Raw genomic sequence first — 22,575 nt, 5'->3', positions numbered from 1 at the left:
CCTTTTTAACCTTTATGCGTATCGAAGCGGCGGCTCTCCCCTCCATGCAATCGGAAGACCGTCGCTGTATAGGAAGAATAATCCCGGGCGGATTATCCGTCAATCCCTTCTGCCGCCGGCTATTTTCCGGCTTTCAGCGCTTCATCCTGCTTCTTGACGAACTCTTCCGGCGTGACCGCGTCGCCCAGCAGCGCCTGGGTCAGATTATAATGCTCTTCCGTAGCGACCGAATTCATCTGAACGTCCAGATAAAGGATCACCTTGTTCGCATGGTTGATTTCATTAAGAACATCAACAAACATTTTCGGAAGCTGCACGCTGGAAGTGTCCACCTTCGTCGCCGGAATAATGCCGGCATCGGTCACGGACAATTCGCCCCATCGTTTGACGAAATAGCTGACGAATTTCTTGGCGTCTTCTTTGACCTTGGAGTTTTCGGCCACGAACATGCCGGCGCCGACGCCGCCGACCCAATCGTTCAGGCTGCCCTTACCGCCTTGGATGGTCGGGAATTTGAAGAACCCGATTTTGTCCTTGAACTCTTGCGGAATATCCGGATTCGTCGTGTAATTCGGCACCTCCCAAGTTCCCATTGCATACATGGCCGCCTTTTCGTCCATAAATTCCGCCTTCGCCTCATCATTGGACAAACCGTTGAACCCTTTGATAAACGCATTGCTTTTCACCAGTTCCTGCGCTTCCCTTGCCGCTTCCAACAGGCTCGGATCCGTAAAGTCGCTGTTCGCGACGGCCTGATCCTGCACTTCCGGGCCGCCGATCCGGTCCGCCAGGTACATGTACCAGAAGGAACCCGCCCATGCGTCTTTGGAGCCGAGGGCAATCGGCGTTACTTTATTGCGATTCAAAATCATGATTATATTTTTGAATTCCTCGTAGGTTTGAGGAGGATGAAGATTGTATTTCGCAAAGATCTCCTTGTTGTAGTAAACGGGAACGATATTTAATTCGACCGGAAGCGCATAGGTTTTGCCGTCCACCTGATAGCCTTCCGTCGTGCCCGCAACGAACTTATCCTCGAAGTCGCTTTGAATAAGATCGTCGAGCGGAGTAAACATGTTTCCTTTCACATACGGTTCAAGAAACCCGGCGGCCCACGTAAAGCCGACGTCGGGCAGGCTGTTCGACGCGGTGAGCACCTTCAGCTTGTTCTTATACGGATCGTTTTCGAGCATTTCCGTTTCGATCTTCACATCCGGATTTTCGTCCTCGTACTCGCGGATAATCTGCCTGACCAGTCTGTTTTGCGCGGAGTTGCTGGTGTCCGGCCACAGGTGCATCATTTTGATGGTGATTTTGTCGCCGCCGGAGGCCGATTTCGTGCCTTTGCCGTCCGCGGGCTTGTCTCCCCCGTTCAAAGCCATGTTCTTGGCACCGCCGTCGCAGGCTGTCAGGATTAATATCAGTGCGAGAACAAGCATGGATGCCGAAGCCGCTTTTCTTTTCATTCCGGACGTGCCCCCTTTCCCATGCGACAATTGAAGCGCTTCCCTAAAGCAAGTGTAGCATTCTGCGGCGGAGGTCCATCAGGCAAAATATTTAGGAATTATTCCACTTTTTTTGGGTACTGGACATTTCCCCCTTGACTTCATTCCGGTAAATTCCCGGGCTGTAGCCCTCGTACTCCCTGAACACCTTGTTGAAATACTTGGTCGTCTGATAACCCACCCGGCAGGCGATTTCGGCGATCGGCAGCTTCGTCTCCAGCAGCAGCTCCTTCGCCTTTTGGATACGCAGGCGGGTCACATATTCGATGAAGGTCATCTGCATCTGTTCCTTGAACAGCACGCTGAAATAACTGGGATTCAAATGAACGTGACTGGCTACTTCTTTCAAGCCGAACCCTTCATCAAGATGTTCCTCGACATAACGGATCGCCGCATGGATCGGCTCGCTGACCGTTTCCATGTCCCCGCTGACCTGGATCAGCTTCCGGTCGATGATCCGCTGCATTTTCGAAATTCGCGTCTTTTCCTCCCAAGCCTCCAGTGCCTGCTCTACGGCATCGATCAGCTTCTCCTTGCGAAGCGGCTTCAGCAAATAGTTGACTACGCCGAGCTGAATGGCTTTATGCGCATAATCGAATTCGGCGTAACCGGAAATCAGAATCACCGCGGGTTGATGCGACAGCTTCTCCGATTCCAGCAGCTCCACCAAATTCAGTCCGGTGATTTCCGGCATCCGGATATCGGTGATCAGCAGGTGAACCGGCTCTTGCTTCAACTGCTCCAGCGCCTCCCGCCCGTTATCCGCGGTTTTGACCTCATAGCGTCCGCCGCTCCAGGCTTCCAGCATATTTTTGATCCCTGTTCTTGTCCGGGGTTCGTCGTCGACGATTAAAATGGTTTTGGTCTTGAACATAAATTCAATTACCCCTCCTTGGGCGTAAGCGGAATGAATAACACGACCCGGGTACCCTTCGGGTTCCCGCTCCGAATGGACAGCCTTGGTTCTCCGTTATCGGTTTCGCCGAAATAAAGCTTCATGCGCTGATACACATTGAGTATGCCGACGCCCGAGCCTTTGGACGACGGTATCCGGCCTGTACCGAGTGCGGTATTGATCCGCTCCATGGCCTCTTCGTCCATTCCTTTGCCGTTATCCTCCACGGCAATCTCCAGCTGCGTTCCGCTATCCGACAGCGATACCGTAATCGAAATTTCCGCGGGCCCGATCACGCCCTCGATGCCGTGAAGAACCGCATTCTCCACCAGCGGCTGAATCAACAATTTCGGCATCCCCACGGTAGCGTAAGCGGCCGGGGCGGAGATCGACCAGGTCAAACGTTCGCCCATCCTCATTTTCATAATCAGCAGATAACGCTCGATATGCTCCAGTTCATCCTCCAGCGTTACCCACTCGCCTTTGTTCGGTCCGGCAATCGTATACCGGAACAAATCCGCCATGGCGACGACATACTCGGCCAACTCCTCCTCCTGTTTCTCCAGAAGGGACCAGTACAAAGCCTCGAGCGTATTGAACAGAAAATGGGGATGAATTTGCGCCTGAAGTGCCTTGAGCTCGGTGCGGCTTTGCAATATTTCCTTTTCGTACACCAATTTGATCAGCTCGTTCATATGCTCGACCATCTGGTTGTAAGTCCGGTTGAGCTCATTAATCTCAATGGTGGACGAAATGTGGGCCGTCGGCTTCAGTCCCCCTAATCTCGCTCCGCGCATCGTCTTGATCAGCTTGAAGATCGGACGCGTAATCAACGTCGACATAAAAAACGAAAGCACGATAAACAACAGCGTCCCGATTCCGGCGGATACGAGAATCGCGGTGCGCAGGACGGAAATCCCGTCGGTGATAGCGCTTACCGGGGTCAAAATAAGAAACGTCCATCCCGTGACCCCGGATTGCTGCTTGACCAGCATGTATTTCTTTTTCTCGATCATCACCCACGGTTCTTCGGTTTCGATGAGCGGCTGGATCTCCGTTGCCTGAAACCGGTCGTCATTGGACGCGATGAGACTGTAGTTTTGGCCGACGATCAGCATCGTCTCGTTTCCTTCATTCCCCTCGGTCAGCGATTTATCCAGCCGGAACGCCTCCCGGTTCATCCTGACCAGCACATATCCGCCATGGGAAAACCATTGGTCCATCAGGCTCACGCTCCGAATCGCAAGCACCGTGTCGGAATCCATCGGGTCGGTGCCGATCCAGACGATCCGCCCTTTGTTTTCTTTGGCCTTCTGGATCCATTGCTGGTTTACCTTCTTGTCCAGGCTTCCTTCGTCCAGCGGAAACAGCCGCCTGTTCTCGTCGCTGTACATCTCGACAGAGGCAATGCCGTCCGCATACGTCTGCACGATCTTGATGCTGGTCAAAAGCGCCTGCCGTTCGGTGAATGTCGCATGTTTTCCGTTCTTCTCGTTCAAAAGCAGCTTCTGCACATAAGGATCCGTAGCCACCTGAGTCGTCAGCGAATCGATCTGGTTAAGCACCGCGTCAAGCCTGCCGCTCGCCTGAACCGCGGTTTGCTGGATGTGCTTTTCCGCGTTCGTCTTCAGCAGCCGGGAAACCGAGTCGAACGTGACGATTCCGACCACGCACAAAATAACGATCATGACGCAAAGAAAACCGACGAGCATCTGATTCCGAAGCGTATTCCACCGGTTCAAGCGCGGCCCAAGCGGCGTCAGCATGCCCGATCCCGCCCTTCATTCCAGAATAATTTCGAGAATATCCATGAGTAGGTCCAATTTACCCCTGTTGCTTCTCAGACTACCACAATGATATGTTTACGTTAATAGGGTTTGGATCTTTTTTCCAAGGAGGCGGGTTGTGGAGTGATGGGAGGTAAGGATATGAAAGGTTATATCGCGCTGCTGCGGGGCATTAACGTCGGCGGCAAAAATAAGATTAAAATGGCGGATTTAAAAAAAGAGATGGAGCATCTCGGATTTTCCGGAGTACAAACGTATATTCAGAGCGGAAACGTACTGTTTGTCTCGGACAAGCCCGAGCCCGACTTGCGCGCGGAGCTTGAGCGGATGATCGGGTCCGTGTTCGGCATTTCGCTGACCGTGATGCTGCGGACTTTCGACGAAATGAAGGGGATTGTCGAAAACTGCCCGTTCCCGGAGGAGCTTGTGGCGGAAGCGCAGGCCAACTGCGTCGGCGAATGCTTGCATGTCGCCATGCTGCCGGAGCCGCCTGCCCCGGAAGGAGTCGCAAAGCTGGCTGCGGTGGAATCCGGTAGGGATTTGTTCCATATCGCCGGCCGCGATGTATATTTGTTGTTCACGGACAGCCAGCGGAACTCCAAATTGGCCGACAGCCTGCAGAAGCTGGGCGTTCCGGCCACCGTTAGGAACTGGAGGACGATGAACAAGCTGGTTGAATTGGCGGAAGGGATAGAAATATAGAGGAAAAGAGGGGAATGATCCGGTCGAATACCGGTCATTCCCCTCGAGACGAATTAAACGTGGAAACCGTTAAATCAGCTTATGCGCATACCACTTCGTGCCTCGGTACCGCCACAGGAAGATGGCGCCGCGCACGCCCCATTCGCAGTTCATCGCAAGCCAGACCCCGAGAATGCCGAAGCCGAGAGTGATTCCGAGAACGTAACCGAGCACGACGCGGAACAGCCACATGGTCAGCATCGACGTGATCGAAGTGAATTTTGAGTCTCCCGCGGCCCTCAGGGCCGACGGCAAGATAAAGCTTATCGCCCATAGCGGGATCTGAGCCAGCGTATTGATCAAAAGGACGAGGAAAATGTCGTCCACGATCTCGGCGGGCGGATCGAAGATCCCGACGAGCGGCCGGAAGAACGGCATCAGCACGAGTCCGACCACGGCCAAGGCGATGGAACCGAGCCAAAGAATCGATTTGATGAACTTGCGGGCGTCCGCCATATTTCCCCGCCCGATGCACTGCCCGACGATCGTCACGATCGTCAAGGACAACGCGCTGGCGGGAATCTGAAACACCATCGCCAGCGAACCGGCGATCGCATTGGTGGCGATCGCATAGGTGCCCAGGCTGACGATAAACACCTGCGTCAGCAGCTTGCCGCCGTTAAAGAACATCTGCTCCGCGGCGAACGGTACTCCGATGAACATGATTTTGCGAAGCATCGATAAAGGAAAATGAAACAGATCGCGAATTCGCAAATGCAAGGTGGCGTCCAGCTTGAACAGATAGAACAAGGCGCAGCCGGCACCGACGTAGCGGGCGATATTGACCGCGATCGTCATCCCCATGACACCCATGTGCAACAGGTTGATAAAGACGACGTTGAGCGCCACGTACAGGAGGTTCATGATCAAGGATAGCATCAACGAGGCCCTGGTTTTGCCGATCCCCCGCAGCGCCCCGCAAACCGCCTGAACCACGGCGACTCCGGCGTAAGAGATCCCGCTGCCGATCAGGTAAATCCGCGCGCTGTGCAGCACGTCCTCCGAGGCGCTGCCGAACAGGACGTTCAACAGCGGATTATGGAAGCCCATGATTAAAAGCCCGATGAACAGGGCCACCAGGGATACCGACGTCACGGTTCCGGCCGAAGCCCGGGATACCATCGCTTCGTTTCCGCTGCCCTTATACTGCGCAACCACGACCGTCCCCCCGGTTGCAATGGCCACAAACACGTTAATCAGGAAGACGTTCAACGAGTCGACCATATTGACCGCGCTGACCGCCGACACCCCCGACGAACTGATCATCGCGGTATTCACCAGGTTCAGGCCGACGATAAACGCCTGGTCGATCAGAATCGGGATAAAAAGGGCGATCATCTGCCGGTAATCCATCGTTTCGCCTGTAAAGTATTTGTCCAACAGGCCTTTCCCCGGCATTCGTAATTGCAGCTGTTTCAAAGGAATCACATTCTTTTCGATTATAGTAGAAGTACAAAGTCATTAACCATTATAGCACTACTTTCTCTCAAAAAATGAAACAACACCGTGAACCAGCACATTTGCTGATCCACGGTGCCGTTGGCTCGGACCGGCTAAGGTCTGTTCACTTCACGGCCAGATCCGAAACTTGGTCCCGCGTGAGAACTCCCTTATAAATATGAAGTTCATCCATCTTGCCCTTGAAAGGAATGTCCCACCAGTTGACCCCTAAAGCGAAGGTTCCGTTCTGATCTAGGAAAATATCCGGGAATCCGGTTCCTTTAAACTTCTCCACTCCATTTACGTAAACCGTGACTTGGTCCCCGTTGACGGTGAAAGCAAAGTGGGTCCAATCATTCAGCGGCGTCACCTCGTTGGTAATGGCGTCATACCACTTCGTTCCCGACCAAAGAATCGATTTGTCGTCGCCGAACCCGCCCGGCAAGAAACTGATCCAGCTGCTGTCGGTCTGTGCGCCAAAGAATGCCGGAGTATACGATGTCAGCTGATCCGCATAAACCCACATCGTCACCGAATAGCTGTCTCCGGAGATCAGCCCTTTCGGGAGCACGACGCCGGAAGCGCCGTCGAACACGGCGGCCTGACCTTGAACCCCCGCCTCGTAAGTCATCGTTCCGCCAGCGGCGCCGATTTTGCTTCCGGTCACCGTCCCTGCGCCGAAGCTTCCGCCGGTGTCCGTAAGGTTGTTTTCAAAAGAAAACTTCGCCGTTAATTGAGCGGCGGTTTCTCCGGATGCCGGCGGCACATCCCCGGCAAGCTTGGCAATGACTTCTTCCGTAACGGGCAAATTATATATCCGCAGTTCGTCGATCATTCCCTTGAACGGGATATCCCACCAGTTCACGCCCAAACCGAACGAGCCGCCGCCCGCGCTGAATACATCCGGGAATCCGGTGCCCGAGTATTTGAGAACTCCGTTCACATATACTTTCACGGCGTCGCCGTCTATCGTAAAGGCGATATGATGCCACTGCTTGGCGCGAATTCTCGACCCGGTCGACGCGTCATAGTATACCTTGCTGCCCGACCACAGCATCGTATTATTGTCCCAGGATTGCGGTACCAGGCTGATCCAGCTGTTTTCCGAGCCGCCGAAGAAGGTGGTCGTAAACTGGCTATGCTGCTCGGCATATACCCACATCGTGACGGAATAATGCTCGCTTGAAATCAGGCCGTCCGGAAGCTTAATCCCCGAGCCTCCGTCAAATACGGCCGCCTTTCCAACTACGCCGTCCGCATAGGAAATCATGCCTCCGGTATTGTCGATACGATCTCCCGTGACGGTTCCTTCCTCAAACAGGCCGTAGGAATCCTCCAAATTGTTTTCAAACGCGTACTGTGCCGTTAGTCCATACTCGGTATCTACAGGAACAACGACAATGGTGAATTGTTTCGTTGCGGTTGCCGCGCCCTTCGTAATGGTCGCCGTGAGCACGGCCGTCAAGTTCTCTTCTCCCGCCTCGGGCGGATAAACCTCGCCCGTGTTCGAAACGACGGCCGGATCCGAGGTCTCCCATGCGATGGATGCATTGCGCGCACCCTTTACGGGGAGCTCAAGGTCGGACATCACTTTACTCGTATCCCCGAGGGTCAGCGCCTTACGGACATCCTCGACGATTTGTTTGTCGCTCTTATCGGCCTGCTTGATGCCCCAAACCGTCTCGCCTGCCGCGGAAATTGCCGCGAAGGTCATCGTATTTTTACCGGCGGTTTCATCCCACTGCCGGATGAACACTCCATTATACGTCACGCCTTCGATCGTCACGGATGCAAAATAATCGTCTTCCAGTTGCCACGTCCCCGTCACCCCGCCGGAAACGGTGTGATCCGCATTCAACTGAATATTCACGGAGGTTGTGATATCCCCGGAGTACGCCAATCCGTGATTTACGAATTTATAATCGCCGGCCAGTTCTTTTTCGCTGACGGCTTTGATCTTTTCGCCTGTGTAGCGTAATGGAGCAACGACGGGCCAACCGTCTTTATTATTTATCAGTTGGTGTACGCGCACCTCGTGCGCCTCGCCTCTTTGCGGGAACCGGGTATGGAAGAACAGCAGCTTCTGACCGGTCTTCTCGTCAAAATACAGGGAGTTGTGGCCCGGAGATACATAGCCGTAACCGATTCCCGTGCCGGGATCCCCGATTTGGCGTTCAAACAGGAAATTGCCGATCATTTTAATGCCGTAATTCGTATTTGCCGTATCGCCCCCGGGAAGCACCGCGTTTTGTCCCGCAGCGTCCACATAAGGCCCGTCCGGGCTGGCCGATCTGAACAGTCTCATATTGTATCCGCCGTCGGATGCGAGTCCGCCGTACGTCACGGTCAAGAAATAGGTTCCGGATTCCTCATCATACAGAATGAACGGACCTTCTCCGGATTTGGTATATCCGCCCGCGATTTTCGTGCCGAAATATCTGTCGATCATGCGCCCGTCCGCCGTCTTTCCATCTTTTCCGGGGTAGATCGCTTTCCCCGTCTTCGGATCGAGCTCAAGCACGAAAATGCCTCCGGACCAGGATCCGTAAGTCATCCAAAGCTTGCCGTCCTTGTCGGTGAACAACGTAGAGTCGATCGCGTTCGGATAGCCGCTGTTGTTGTAAGCTCCGTCGTTTTTAAACCAGGCCGGGTTCGGACCGGACAAAGCCCCGTCATCGATCAACCGTTTGATGTTCGTATTCGCCCATTGCTTGTTGACCGTACTGTTGGCATCATACGCCTCGTTTTCGGTAAAACCGGAGTAAATGATGGTATCCACATACTTGTAGGGTCCCTCGATGTTTTTGGAAACCGCGTACCCGATCGCGGAGCGGATGTACGTCGAGGAGGCGCTGTAATACATCATGTACGCTCCCGTCGTTCCGTCCTCGTTCACGTACTCGTCATTCCAGTAAACGTCCGGAGCCCAGACCGCATAGCCGCCTTTGCTGTCCGCATCGTTTTCCCCGGCCCAGGCGAACGAACCGGCCAAGTTTTGCGACAAGTCGCCGAACAATACATTGCCGGGCGTCTCGTATCCGTTCGTAAATCGGGTCCAGTTCATGAGGTCCGTAGATTTCGCGGCCTCAATATGGGAACCGAACACGTAGTACGTATTTCCGTCTTTGATGACGGAGGGATCATGCACGGACACATTCGTAAAACGAATGTCCTGATCCGGGTTTGGCGCTGGGGTTGGGGTTGAACCCGAGCCTGAGCCGGAGCCGGAGCTTGACGAACTTCCCGGATTCGATGGTTTCGAAGGCGGAGCGGCCGCCTCGTTTCCTTCGCGTTTCAGCCTGCTGTCATCCGAATTGACTTTCCCTTTGCCGGTCAGCGTAATCGGTTTGTCCACATGGATGCTAACTTTATTGATGGATCCGCCTTCATCCACATGAATCGCGGTTTCCCCATTCAGCACAAGTTCCCCGATCGTACCGCTGGTCAGGTTAATCTTGCCGCCGTTCGTATTCATCACCAGCTGATGGATATCCGATCCGGCAATCGTTACGGTGACGCCATTTTGGCCCCCGCCGCTCACAATCACGCTTCCGGAAACCGTCACATTGTCGAGAGTGAGCTCCCCCGCGGCCACACCCTTGGTTAAGCGGAGGTCCCCGGCAATTTTCGCATCCTTCAAAATCACGCCCGGACGGTTTATGGTTACGTTCCGGGCGGAGATTCCGGTATAGGTCCCCGGCTCGGTAATGATTTCACCCGCAATATTGCTAACCATCGCAAGCGCTTCTGCGCGGGTAATCCGGTTGTTTGCTTTAAATGTTTGATCGTCGTAGCCCTTGACATACCCTTCATGGACAAGGGTCAAAACCGCCTCCCTGCTCCAAGCCGGAAGCGCCGCCAAATCCTGAAGCTGCGATCCGCCCTCCGGATTCGGACTTAACTCGAACACTTGCGCCAGCATGACCGCGGCCTCTTGCCGGGTAATCGGATTTTTCGGACGAACCGTTCCATTTTCATACCCTTTCAAATAACCCGCTGCAACCGCTTTCTTAATTTCAGAATAAAAAGAGTCCTCCGCGTTCACGTCCGAAAAAGAGGTGTCGTGCACGTCGGTAAAGTTAAATACGCGGTTGATCATCGTAATCAATTCGGCTCGCGTAATTTCCTGATTCGGTTTATAAGTTCCGTTGCCGTACCCTTGGATCAGGCCTTTTTGAATCCAACTGTCGAATTGTCGCTCCGCCCAGTGCCCCTTTACGTCCGAGACGGTTAGCGCGCTTGAGCTTCCGGGACTGCCGTTTCCGCTTGCAACGCCGCTGTCGGCAAACGCCGCGGATGGCATAAGCATGGACAGGATCAGCAATGCCGTGAGATGCTTTTTCAATGTCCTCTTCATGTTCGCTTCCTCCTATTTTGATTTTATATGCTCACAAGCACCCGGTTTCCGACAATAATATGCACCTGTGCTTATTTACACCAACTTGACCGTACAACTTTTGACAATTCATAAGACTGGATAATGCGTCCGGGAGTGCCTTCTTCACAAATTTTACCGAAGTATGCGTTTTCAAAATTCGTTAAGTCCAATGATATAAGAAAAGTGAAGGGGACTTCTTCCAAAACCCTGGTGTCCGGAACATAACTTGTACGTATAACTTTGATTTGATTTTACCACCATTTTTCTTTTTTTCAACTGCCTATTGCCGAATCTTGAAGTTTTTAAACATAGTATATTTTCCATTAATTTGATACGATATTTTTATTGTTAGGTTATTTGCATATGAATGTGGTGATCCTGTGGCTCAAAAAACGAAGCATAGTATAGTAAAAGAAAAGATTACGGAATGGATCGTAAGCGGAAACGTTCGCCCCGGGGAGAAAATCCCCTCCGAAAACGAACTTGTCAAAATGTTCGGGGTCAGCAGACATACCGTCCGGCAAGCCGTCGGCGATTTGGTGCATGAGGGGTTGCTTTACAGGGAGCAGGGGGCCGGGACGTTTTGTTCGTTTCAATCCAAGCATTTGCTGGATCCTGCCCTGCCGCAAGGTTCTTCCGCGTTCCCCGCAACTCCGGCCAACAAGAAAAATATCGGGGTCATAACCACCTATATTTCGGATTATATTTTTCCTTCCATCATCAAGGGCATTGAATCCTACCTGACCGCTCAGGGATATTCCTTGACGTTTGCCTGTACGGACAACAACGTGGAAAAGGAACGGCAGTGCCTCCAGACCATGCTGAGCCGGCAAATCGACGGTCTTATCGTCGAGCCGACGAAGAGCAGCAATCATAATCCGAACATCAATTACTACCTGGAGTTGGAGCAGAAAAATATTCCTTACTTGATGATCAACCAATTTTATCCCCAGCTTATGCCCCCACACATTATCGTCAATGACGAGCAGGGCGGATTTGCGGCGACCGATCATTTGATCGGGCTTGGCCATGAGCGCATCATCGGTTTGTTCAAAACGGATGATCTGCAGGGGGTCAACCGGATGAAGGGATTTATCCGGGCTTTCCGGGAAAACGGCGTGCCTTTTTTTCAGGAGATGGCTATCCCGTTTACGACGGAGGAACAGGATCGCGTGGTTCTTGAAAAGCTGGAGCGGCACTTCACGGCCGAAAGCTATCCGACAGCCGTAGTGTGCTACAACGACCAGTTGGCTTTAGCCGTGCTCGATATGCTGCGGAGACTGGACCTCAAAGTACCCGATCAGGTTTCGATCGTCGGCTACGACGATTCCTCGCTTGCCGAAGCCTCGGAAGTGAAGCTGACCTCCGTGACGCATCCTAAAATGGATATGGGCATCGAGGCCGCCAAATGGATCGTATCCGCGGTGGAAAAGAAGGGGAAGTTGCCGCCTTCCTTTGTTTATCAGCCTGAGCTGGTCATTCGAAGCTCGACAGCACCGGCTAACCCAACCCGGTAAGGCAAAAAGGAGTTCCCGTTAAGGGGCTCCTTTTTAAATGGGTATGAAAGCGGGGTATCCTACAATTTTTGAGTATATTGACTCAGCTTTTCGGACATTTGCTGAATCTCCTGAATAAACGACGAGATTTGGCGGGCGGCCCCTGCCTGTTCGTCTACGATCTGTGCGATGCGGTCGATCGCCTCTCCCATTTCCCCGGTCACCTCTTTGAATCTTCTCAGCGTTTCCTGGATCTCTTTCGTGGAAGAAACCGTCTCGTTCGACAGCTTTCGAATTTCGTTCGCGACGATTCCGAAGCCTCTCCCCTTATCCCCGGCGTGAGCCGCTTCAATGGCGGCGTTAATGCCGAGCAAATTCGTCTGATCTCCGACGGCCTTGACAATCGAAACCACTTCGTCCGCCTGATCGACCTGCTCCACGGTAGTATGGGCGAGTTCGAGAAGCTGCCGGGTGAAATCGGACAACACATCCGATCCGGTCGCCATATGTGACAATTGGACATTGGCCTGGGTCAGCGATTTCGCCATGTTGTCGGAGATATCCCGCAGTTCTTTCTGTCTGCGCAATTGCACCGCAATGCCGCCGATCACGTTTCCTTCCTCATCATGAAGCGGGACCGCCGTCCCCGTAAATTCAAATCCGTAAAAATCGGCCGGCACATCCGCCTTCAAGCTGACATTGCGCCGGATGGCGTCCGTCAGCGGTTCGTCGGGCTGCAGCAGCTGGTTTACGCGAATAGACAAATCGATGTTTTCCCCCGGCCAATAAGCGATAAATTTCTCCAGGTCGCAAACCGCGATCGACAAGTCCATCGGGACAGCCGCCTTGATCACCGGTACAATGGCAACATAACTTTCTAACGTCCTGCTCATGTTTTTCTCCTCTTCTCCATTCGACAGCTAAGTGATATATATCACACTATACGGCAATCTACGGTTTGGGAAAAGTGGAATTATTTACGACGAATACGAGCATCTCTGTACTTGTTGTCATTGACAGTTGTCATGGCGCAAAATCTATAATGGGAAAGCCATTTGCTACTTTAGGCGCTTCGCTTCGCTCAATTTTTATAGTTAGGAGAAAGACGTATGTGGTTTATGTTTGCCCTGTTGACCGCCTTCGCTTGGGGAGGAGCGGATTTGTTTTACAAAAAAGGCAGCGATAGTACCGACCGGTACAGTCATATCAAAATCGTCATTATGGTGGGCCTTGTGATGGGCGTTCACGCCACAGGCTATATGCTGATTCAGGGAATCGCGTTCGATCCGTTCGATATGCTCCGCTATTTGCCCGTTTCCGCCCTATACATCCTGTCCATGACGATCGGTTACATAGGCTTGCGCTACCTGGAGCTCTCCATTGCCTCTCCCGTCCAAAATTCCTCCGGCGCCGTGACTTCGATTTTGTTGTTTATTTTTTTCACGCATTCGCTAAGCGTCCTTGAGGTCTTCGGCATCGCCGTCATTACCGCAGGGGTCGTCGCCCTTGCCGTTCTGGAAAAGAGGGTCGAACAGGCAGCCCTTCAAGCGGATTCGGCGAAAGTCGACCCGAAATATCAGATCGGCGTGATGGCGATCCTGTTTCCCATCCTGTATTGCGTCATCGACGGACTCGGCACGTTTGCGGACGGCATTTATTTGGACGAAATGAGCCTGATCGGCGAGGACGCCGCTTTGCTCGCTTATGAGTTTACTTTTTTCGTTTGCGCGGCCCTCGGGTTCATCTATTTGAGATTCCTGAAAAAACAACCCTTCAACCTGTTCAAGGAACGGGTCAAAGGGTACGCCGCCGTATTCGAAACGATCGGGCAGTTCTTCTACGTGTTCGCGATGGCGAGCAACGCCATCATCGCCGCGCCGTTGATCGCCTCGTACAGCATCTTCTCCGTGATATTGTCCCGGATCTTTCTGAAGGAAAAATTGAGCAAGGCGCAATATGCCGTCATTGCTGCGGTCATTGCGGGGATCGCCTTGTTGGGGATTGCGGATGAGCTGTGATTTGTGCTGGGAGCCGATCTGGCGGGAGTTGGGTGTCCAGTTGTAAACTTACGCTAACGCTTGCAACAGCTGCTAATGTGCTTTATTTCGCCAGTTTTAATTTCTAACGGTTAGCTCATTGGCGAGCGTTAGAGTTCCGACCATCTAACTGCACAGTCGTGAACTTACGCTAACGGTTGCCACAGCCGCTAATGTGCTTCATATCGCCAGTTCTATTTTCTAAGAGTTGCCATAGACGTTAATTGGCCGCAGGCTGCCTGGTTTGTGGCTAGATGAGCCAATTAAGCGCATTAGCAAGCGTTAGCGATTGCGATGTCCTGTTTTTCGACCTATTAGCTCAATGGCAAGCGTTAGAGTTCCTACCCTTTAATTGCCCAGTGGTGGACTTACGCTAACGCTTGCCACAGTTGCTAATTTGCTTCATATCGCCAGTTCTATTTTCTAACGGTTGCCATAGACGTTAATTGGCCGCAGGGAGCCTGTTTTGTGGCTAGATGAGTCAATTAAGCGCATTAGCAACCGTTAGAGTCGGCGATGTCCTGTTTTTCGACCTATTAGCTCAATGGCAAGCGTTAGAGTTCCTACCCTTTAATTGCCCAGTGGTGGACTTACGCTAACGCTTGCTACAGTTGCTAATTGGCTGCGTATGGCCAGTTTGACTTTCTAACGCTTGCCCCAGCCGTTAATTGGCTCCCGGAGGCCAGTTTTGCGGCTAAATGGCACAATTAAGCGCATTAGCGAGCGTTAGCGATTGCGATAGCCTGTTTTTCGATTAATAAGCTCAATGGCAAGCGTTAGAGTTCAGACCCTTTAATTGCCCAGTGGTGGACTTACGCTAACGCTTGCCACAGCCGCTAATTTGCTTCATATCGCCAGTTCTATTTTCTAAGAGTTGCTATAGACGTTAATTGACTGCAGGGAGCCTGTTTTGTGGCTAGATGAGTCAATTAAGCGCATTAGCAACCGTTAGAGTCGGCGATAGCCTGTTTTTCGATTAATAAGCTCAATGGCAAGCGTTAGAGTTCCTACCCTTTAATTGCCCAGTCGTGAACTTACGCTAACGATTGCCACAGCTGCTAATGTGCTTCATATCGCCAGTTCTATTTTCTAACGGTTGCCACAGTCGTTAATTGGCTGCAGGCAGCCTGTTTTGTGGCTAGATGAGCCAATTAAGCGTATTAGCAAGCGTTAGCGATTGCGATAGCCTGTTTTTCGATTAATAAGCTCAATGGCAAGCGTTAGAGTTCCTACCCTTTAATTGCCCAGTGGTGGACTTACGCTAACGCTTGCCACAGCCGCTAATTTGCTTCATATCGCCAGTTCTATTTTCTAAGAGTTGCTATAGACGTTAATTGGCTGCAGGGAGCCTGTTTAGTGGCTAGATGAGTCAATTAAGCGCATTAGCAAGCGTTAGCGATTGCGATAGCCTGTTTTTCGATTAATAAGCTCAATGGCAAGCGTTAGAGTTCCTACCCTTTAATTGCCCAGTGGTGAACTTACGCTAACGCTTGCCACAGTCGTTAATTGGCTGCAGGGAACCTGTTTTGTGGCCAGACGAGCCAATTAAGCCACATTGGCAACCGTTAGAGTCGGCGATGCCCTGTTTTTCGACCTAATAGCTCAATGGCAAGCGTTAGAGTCCCGACCATCTAATTGCACAGTCGTGGACTTACGCTAACGCTTGCCACAGCTGCTAATGTGCTTCATATCGCCAGTTCTATTTTCTAACGGTTGCCCCAGTCGCTAATTGGCTGCAGGCAGCCTGTTTTATCGCCAGATAAGCCAATTAAGCTTATTAGCAACCGTTAGAGTCGGCGACGCCCTCTTTTTTGAACGATAAGCGCATTAGCAACCGTTAGAGCCTCGGCCTTTTGGGATTCAGGACTTGCCCGGCCTCATGCGGACCATATAAGACAGGATGACGGATACCGCCAGTAAAATCAGCGGAACGACGCTCATCAAATACTTAAACGTCAGCCCCGGAGCGGGCCCGGGGTTATCGCCGCTTTCGTATCCGAAGATCACGCCGACGACGAAAAAGGCCAGAGCCGAAATCAGCCCGCTCGATCGGGTGATGAACCCGGAAACCGCGGTATAAATCCCCTCTCTTCTCAGGCCGGTTTTCTCGGCATCCTCATCGATGATTTGTCCGCCGACAATGGGCGGAGTAACCAAAAAGCCAGCCAGTCCGAAGCCGACGGCTATGCCCGCGAGAATCCCGCTGATCAGGTCGAATCCGAACCACAGTGGAATCACGGAGAGGCCGTAAACGATCAAGGACAACCGCCATGCCTTGACCCCGTCCATCCGGCGGATGATCCAATACCATACGAAGACGAGCGGAATGACCGAAACGAACACGGCCGCGAGCATTAGCGAGACCTGAGCCTCCGATATACCCAACACATATTTGGCGTAAAAGGGGATGATGGAGCTGATCAGCCCGTTCACGGTCTGGGCGAAGGAGTTGGAGATGTTAAATATCCAAAACTTCTTGTTTTTGATCGTTTCCTTGAACGCCGGAACTAGCTTGAGCGGTTCGCCTTGTCCGGCCTTCGGGTCTTCCCGGATGCCCATCATGCACAGCAGCATGAAAACAGCGAAGATGCAACCGTAGACGACCGCCATGTTCGAGAAGCCGATGGCCGCATACAGCACCGGCGTCAACGCCGTGGCGACCAAGAGCGCAACGACCTGGTAGCCCTGCTGAATGGCGGACGCCTTGGCCCGAAGCCGGTCGCCTCGGTACAGCTCGGGATACAAAGCCCCGTAATTCACCCAGATCACCGTGGCAACCGCCTCATACAAAATCAGGGTGGTAAGAAACCAGATAAACAGCCCGTTGCCCGTCAAGAACCCCGGCGGCGAATACACCAGCACGAAAAAAAACGCGAACGGCAAAATCGAACCGTACACCCATGGCCTGCGGCGCCCGAACCGCGTATTCGTCCGGTCCGACCAATACCCGAACAGCGGATTGTTCACCGCGTCCCAGGTCAAAAAGATCGTCCGCGCCAGCGTCGCCAGTCCGATCCCCAGCCCAAGCCGTTCCACATAAAAGTAGCTGTAGAACGAACTGAACGCTTGGCTGGGCACCATCATCGCGAACATGCCCAGCGCATACGTATACGGCGAGTTGATCCATTTGCGCCCCAGTTTTTGCCCCATAGCTTATCCCCCCGGAAGCTTGTTTTTTAAAATATATTCCGCGGGAGATATAAAGTGCGGGAATTTTAATATTTTTGCGGCGGAAGCGTGAACTCCGGCTTCGTCACCCTGTTGAATCGTTACGGAAGACCGAACGCAAAAAGGGACGCCTACTCGGCGCCCTCCCTCTTTATTTCATGTATTTTCCGACCAATTCATAGCATCTTCCTTTGGTAATCCCGGCCTTCGCCGACAACAGTTCCAAAGCTTCCATCGTGCCGCCTTTGAATTCGGCCGCTTTCTTCTCGGCGTCCTCGTCTCTTTTCGTGATCCAGGCCTGCTGTTCTTTCTTCAAAACGGCCATGTCCTCTTCGGTGAGCCGGTTTTTCAACGCTCCGTAAATTTCATTCAGTGCATCATCCCACCGTTTATACGCTTCCTCCGCCGCCTTGGTCATCGACACGGTTGTGCCTTCATCGTACAATTCCTGAAGATCCGAGAGCCCTTTTTCGATGTCGTCCAGCTTTTGAATATAGGCTTTCTTCGTACCACCGTCCGCCGTTCCCTTCCCGTCAGACAGTCCGGACTCGCCTGCAGGAGGGGTTCCTTCCGTGGCCGGATGACCCTGCGTATTTTGCTCCGTTTGCACGGCTTCATCATTTCCCGTTGTATTGCCAGTTTGGTCAGGTTTCCCGGAGTTACCGCACCCGGCCAAAATCCCACTGACCAATATAACCGATAAGAATAAAGATCCCGTTTTTTTCAATGGCTCCACCTACCCTATTTTTCGCCGTCGATGTCCAATGACCGAATCATCCGGCACTATCTAATGACGTAAACGAGGCGTGGAATAAAAAAGTTGCATCGACGCAAAAAAAGCGGCGGCGACAAGTCCGGCAAAACGCTTGTATCCGCTTACTTTCGGCGGCGATTCTTCGCCATCCGGTTGTACGTGATCAATGCCGCGATCATCATGGCGATAAAGCCGACATTACTGGACGCCTCCGGGGTTACACCGAACAACATGCACAAATTCGTAACAAGCGTTTTCGTCAGCAACGCAATCAAAATCAGCATGACGGGACGCCAAACATTGTAGCCTCTCAAAATAACGACCCCCTGAAATAGAATAAATGCAAATGTGCAGTAGATTTTTAGGTAATTGATTATTAAGGGCTATTATACCATGCCGGATAGGGCAAAATCTCGTCCCGGCTCCGCCGGCTGATTTCGTAAAATTTTCTATCCTCACTTTTCCCGATTTGTAAATTTAAGTATGATAGGATATATCATCGAAAGAGGTGTGGCTCTATTTTGAAAAAATACATAGGCTTAACTTTAGGCATCCTGCTATTGCTAGGCGTGTCGGCATTCTTCCTCAACAATAGAAATCCTCACAAGGGATTGATCCTCATCCAGGAGACGGAACACGGCGTGTTTTACAGTCCCTCTGCCGATGCCGGCTCCAAACAAGTAACCGAGATCCTCTCCTCCGAATTTGACGCCCATTTCATGCGTTTATCGAAGATGTTTCATTTTGAATCCGAGCAAAAGGTCCCCGTTCATGTGTATGTGGATTACGAAGCCTTTCGGGAAATGATCGGGCGGGATACGGAAGGCACCTATGATGCTAGGGATAAAACCATTAAGGTATATACCCCCGTAGATTTGGAAGATCCCAATACGCGAAAAGATTACACGGATCAAGTTACGCATGAACTGGTTCATGCGATAATCCAGCAGATCAATCCGAATGTCGGGCGTACGAAATGGCTTGATGAGGGAACCGCCTACTACGCTTCCAATCAATTTGAAGAGGAATTCGCGTCCAAAATCAATTCCGGGTTCGCCTTTCTGGACTTTCCGGCCCTGGAGCAATTTCGGAAGCCAAGTTATTTCAATCAAGCTGGAGGAGCGGCATATTTCTACAGCGGTACATTGATTCACTATATCGTTGAAAAGTACGGAATCGAGACGCTGAATGAAATCATTCGCAAGCCTAAAAAAATAGAGAAAATTTTGGACACATCCATCGAAAATCTATATGCCGATTGGGAATCCAGTTTAAGATGATGTCGGCAAAAGGCAAAAAAAGAGCCCTCCCGGTACCCGGACGGCTCTTTTCCATGGTTTATTTTTATACGAACTCATTGGAATGAATCAAGCCGAGTCTTCTCGCTTCCACAATCGCTTCCGATCTGGAACGCACGCCCAGCTTCTCAAAGATACGCGTTAAATTGTATTCTACCGTCCGCTGGCTCATCAACAGCTTGGAAGCAATATCGCGATTGCTGCTGCCGTTGGCCACCTCCTGCAGAATCTCCTGTTCCCGTTCATTGATGGATACTTCCTCCATCTCTTTTTCCCCTCTGCCTTGATTCAAACGCACTTCCCGGCGCCGGAGCTGCCGCAGCAAGGAGACGGGAATGACCGCTTCATCGCGCATGACGCAGCGGATGGCATTCAAAAGCTGCTCCCGGCTAGCCGTCTTACTGACGATCCCGCTGACCCCCGACTCGATTAACAGATTGAAGTTCGGGCTGATCTCATACCCCGTATAAATTAACACCCGGCACTCCGGGTTCAGCTTCACCATACGCTTCGTCAATTCCACTCCGCTAATCACGGGCATATTCAAATCAAACAGCATCACATCGAAGCTTTCCCTTGCAACGAGGTCAAGCGCCTCCATCCCCGACATGAGCACGGTGACCTGCATTTCCGGGTCCTGTTCGATCATGTTTTTGGTTCCCTCGCCCACGGAGGGGTGATCGTCAACCAGCAATATTCGAATCATCGATATCATCCTCGCTTTCCCTGTTCATACTTGAAGACTCCAGCGGTAAAAAGATGTTGACTTCAAGCCCCTCCCCCATTTCGGACTTGAAGCTGATGCTGCCTTCCAGGCTGTGCACCCTTTCCTTAATCCCGGACAAGCCCATATGCTGATAGGAATCATTCAAATCCTCCAGCTTGAGGCCAATCCCGTCATCTTTATATGTAAGACGAATCCCGTCCTTTTGTTCCAAAGCGATCACGATATTTGAAGCTTTGGCATGTTTGCCTGCATTGCGAAGAAGCTCTTGTACAATTCGGAAGATCGTAAGCATCTGCTCATCGTTCAGTTCGGCCGTAAAATCATCCCCCCGGAAATCGACGGTGAAATTGTTACGGATCTGCGACTGCTCAAACAAGCTTTTCAGAGCTTCCACGATGCCCATCTCATGAAGTAATGGCGGCCTAAGCTCGTTGCAGGTTTCCCTGATCTGATGAATGACGTCCAACAGTCCTTCCCTGATGTCCAGCAGTTTCTGCCGCAAGTCTTGGGACATATCGTAATCGGACATTGCGGACTCCAATTGGCGATACCAGAGCAACTGATCCTGAAGCGCGGAATCGTGGAGATCGGACGCCAGCTTGCGCCGTTCCTTCTCGGATAATCTAAAAATAAGCCTCAGCACCCAAGGGGATGCGGACGATCCTTTCTGTCTCTGGAACTCTTCCTCCAAGTCTTCAATCAGCTTTTCGATCAAATACAGATTTTCATATACGATGGCACTGTAGTTGGCCAACGTTTTGAGCCAAGCCCGTTCATCGGTGTTATAACGGGTCCGGTTATTTTTATTGTCCAGCCACAACACGTGGAGATTACTTCCCTTGATGCCGATCACAATGCAGATTCCCCGTTCAGCCGGTATGATCTTTCCGATGGATAAATGAGGCCGGGCTTGTCGAAAAGCGGAAATAACAGAGTCGCGGATATCGGCAAGCGATTCTTCCAGGCTCAGTTCCTCCAACCTATCCATCCGAACCTCGAAAAAGGCTACTTCCCCGACTGGCAAGACTCGCACGATCTCATGTTCCAAGACACGTTCCAAATCCGATTTTTTCATGACTCTCGAGATTCGAGTCGAAAATCGGTTAAGGCTTCCCTGATAGTTATGCAAGTCTTTGTTGATTCTCGGTCTTAACCGGCGATCCGCATATTCCTTGGCGAACAGGAATAAGGTGATCATCAGGTAACTGACCAGGAACAATTGGCTCCATTTAATCCAGGAATAGTTGTCCTGACTCAGGATAATGGTGGCCAGCAGCGTAATAAGCAAGGTCGGAGCAAAAGCTAAACTCGCGTAATACAAAAAACGATTGATCAAAAAATCGATATCGAATAACTGTTTCGTCGTGAACATGTATAAATAAACAATCGGAATAGTCAACAGGAATACCGCCGGAATCTCCGCCGGCAGGAATGTGATCCCAAACAATTGGGGAACCGCGAACAGGGTCAAAAACGGAACAAAACCGATCAAGTGTCCTGTCAAAGTCAGCTTAAATAAAGACCTTAAAGACCCGCGGCGGTGCATGATATACTTTTCAACCAGCTTATAAATGATAAACACATTAACCGAAATAAAATATGCCAGCATAATTATCGTAGTAATTCCACTGGCTACATTAAAAAAGATGAGATTACTGAGCTCCAACGCGTTCGGAACGCTAATGGTAATATAAAAGAATATTATCAAGCCTCGATTAACGAATTTTTCTTGATAACGAACCAGATATCCGTTCATAAATTGAATAAAGAATATCGGCACCAGCATAAAGGATAAGGATAGCGCGAGTCTCCCTACCGGATCAATCCTGCCGGACGAAAAAGAACTTAAATAAGCGATCCCGATCGACATAAAAAAAAGAATCAGCTGGACTGCGGCTTTGTCGTGTTTCTTGCTTCGATAGACAAAAATGGATAGGACGGCGAACAGAAGTACCGCAGCCAACGGAAGAACAAGCTGAAGGATAATCTCTTTTGCTGTAAGACGATTATTCACTTCTAAATAGATACTACGCAAACCATCAGGGCTCTCCAATCTGTTGAGCAGAATCGAAGAAGCCCTTTCAATTCCTCCCAATGCCTTTACGGAATAAAAATCTCCCGCCTGTTTTCCGTCGATCTCGACGACAATATCACCGACCAAAACTTTTCCGTAGCTCCAATATCCTTCCGGCGAATCCGTCACCACATATTGCCCTTGGTCATTAAGGGCGACATCGATCCCGATAATAGGATATCTGAGAATGGAAACGGACAAATAACCCACAAGAATGCTAATCAGAACAATAAATGCTGTAATTTTGTATTTGTTTGCCAATGACAATCCCTCACA

General features: G+C 51.3%; 15 protein-coding genes. 4 read left to right on the top strand and 11 right to left on the bottom strand.

What is annotated here, in order from left to right:
* Positions 1-119 precede the first annotated feature (119 nt).
* The 3 genes from ACSFXJ_RS02055 to ACSFXJ_RS02045 all read right to left on the bottom strand — a co-directional run bounded on the left by ACSFXJ_RS02055 (position 120) and on the right by ACSFXJ_RS02045 (position 4,166).
* Complete coding sequence (locus ACSFXJ_RS02055) at positions 120-1,466, bottom strand: extracellular solute-binding protein (protein ID WP_435923570.1); 1,347 nt, start codon at positions 1,464-1,466, stop codon at positions 120-122.
* Positions 1,467-1,557: 91 nt separating this feature from the next.
* Positions 1,558-2,379, bottom strand: a complete 822-nt coding sequence (locus ACSFXJ_RS02050; RefSeq protein WP_435923569.1) for a response regulator transcription factor — start codon at positions 2,377-2,379, stop codon at positions 1,558-1,560.
* Between the two features lie 8 nt (positions 2,380-2,387).
* Positions 2,388-4,166, bottom strand: coding sequence for a sensor histidine kinase (locus ACSFXJ_RS02045; RefSeq protein WP_435923568.1), 1,779 nt, complete (start codon positions 4,164-4,166; stop codon positions 2,388-2,390).
* 162 nt (positions 4,167-4,328) lie between these two features.
* Between ACSFXJ_RS02045 and ACSFXJ_RS02040 the strand changes: the two genes are divergently transcribed.
* Positions 4,329-4,889 carry a DUF1697 domain-containing protein gene (locus ACSFXJ_RS02040; RefSeq protein WP_435923567.1) on the top strand — a complete coding sequence of 187 codons (561 nt, stop codon included), beginning with the start codon at positions 4,329-4,331 and terminating at the stop codon, positions 4,887-4,889.
* A gap of 69 nt (positions 4,890-4,958) precedes the next feature.
* On the opposite strand, the gene ACSFXJ_RS02035 is transcribed toward ACSFXJ_RS02040, so the two are convergent.
* Together ACSFXJ_RS02035 and ACSFXJ_RS02030 are read right to left on the bottom strand one after the other, a co-directional pair.
* A complete protein-coding gene (locus ACSFXJ_RS02035; protein WP_435923566.1) occupies positions 4,959-6,347 on the bottom strand; it encodes an MATE family efflux transporter in 1,389 nt (462 codons plus the stop codon).
* Between the two features lie 145 nt (positions 6,348-6,492).
* Positions 6,493-10,725, bottom strand: coding sequence for a LamG-like jellyroll fold domain-containing protein (locus ACSFXJ_RS02030; RefSeq protein WP_435923565.1), 4,233 nt, complete (start codon positions 10,723-10,725; stop codon positions 6,493-6,495).
* 401 nt (positions 10,726-11,126) lie between these two features.
* Here ACSFXJ_RS02030 and ACSFXJ_RS02025 point away from each other — a divergent pair, with 401 nt between their 5' ends.
* The gene (locus tag ACSFXJ_RS02025) at positions 11,127-12,263 is read left to right on the top strand and encodes a GntR family transcriptional regulator (protein WP_435923564.1); all 1,137 of its coding nucleotides are present in this window, start codon (positions 11,127-11,129) and stop codon (positions 12,261-12,263) included.
* Between the two features lie 59 nt (positions 12,264-12,322).
* Here the strand turns inward: ACSFXJ_RS02025 and ACSFXJ_RS02020 are convergent, their stop codons facing one another.
* Complete coding sequence (locus ACSFXJ_RS02020) at positions 12,323-13,135, bottom strand: methyl-accepting chemotaxis protein (RefSeq protein WP_435923563.1); 813 nt, start codon at positions 13,133-13,135, stop codon at positions 12,323-12,325.
* A gap of 216 nt (positions 13,136-13,351) precedes the next feature.
* Between ACSFXJ_RS02020 and ACSFXJ_RS02015 the strand changes: the two genes are divergently transcribed.
* Positions 13,352-14,260, top strand: coding sequence for an EamA family transporter (locus ACSFXJ_RS02015; protein ID WP_435923562.1), 909 nt, complete (start codon positions 13,352-13,354; stop codon positions 14,258-14,260).
* Positions 14,261-16,138: 1,878 nt separating this feature from the next.
* Here the strand turns inward: ACSFXJ_RS02015 and ACSFXJ_RS02010 are convergent.
* From ACSFXJ_RS02010 to ACSFXJ_RS02000, 3 genes are all read right to left on the bottom strand, one after another.
* Entirely contained in the window at positions 16,139-17,416 is a 1,278-nt protein-coding gene (locus tag ACSFXJ_RS02010; RefSeq protein WP_435925656.1) for an MFS transporter, read from the bottom strand.
* Positions 17,417-17,597: 181 nt separating this feature from the next.
* A complete protein-coding gene (locus ACSFXJ_RS02005) occupies positions 17,598-18,173 on the bottom strand; it encodes a lysozyme inhibitor LprI family protein (RefSeq protein WP_435923561.1) in 576 nt (191 codons plus the stop codon).
* Positions 18,174-18,322: 149 nt separating this feature from the next.
* Positions 18,323-18,514, bottom strand: coding sequence for a hypothetical protein (locus ACSFXJ_RS02000; RefSeq protein ID WP_435923560.1), 192 nt, complete (start codon positions 18,512-18,514; stop codon positions 18,323-18,325).
* Between the two features lie 207 nt (positions 18,515-18,721).
* On the opposite strand from ACSFXJ_RS02000, the gene ACSFXJ_RS01995 reads away from it, so the two are divergent.
* Positions 18,722-19,480, top strand: a complete 759-nt coding sequence (locus tag ACSFXJ_RS01995) for a hypothetical protein (protein WP_435923559.1) — start codon at positions 18,722-18,724, stop codon at positions 19,478-19,480.
* A gap of 64 nt (positions 19,481-19,544) precedes the next feature.
* Here ACSFXJ_RS01995 and ACSFXJ_RS01990 read toward each other — a convergent pair whose 3' ends face one another.
* Both ACSFXJ_RS01990 and ACSFXJ_RS01985 read right to left on the bottom strand, forming a co-directional pair.
* Positions 19,545-20,204, bottom strand: a complete 660-nt coding sequence (locus ACSFXJ_RS01990) for a response regulator (protein WP_435923558.1) — start codon at positions 20,202-20,204, stop codon at positions 19,545-19,547.
* A complete protein-coding gene (locus ACSFXJ_RS01985) occupies positions 20,182-22,560 on the bottom strand; it encodes a sensor histidine kinase (RefSeq protein WP_435923557.1) in 2,379 nt (792 codons plus the stop codon). Before ACSFXJ_RS01985 ends, ACSFXJ_RS01990 begins: the two co-directional genes overlap by 23 nt.
* Positions 22,561-22,575 lie beyond the last annotated feature (15 nt).

Source organism: Paenibacillus salivarius (assembly GCF_051307165.1).
In the GTDB taxonomy this organism is placed as follows: Bacteria; Bacillota; Bacilli; order Paenibacillales; family Paenibacillaceae; genus Fontibacillus.
The sequence above is the reverse complement of the archived record's forward strand: the minus strand, read 5'-3'. Positions and strand labels throughout refer to the sequence as shown.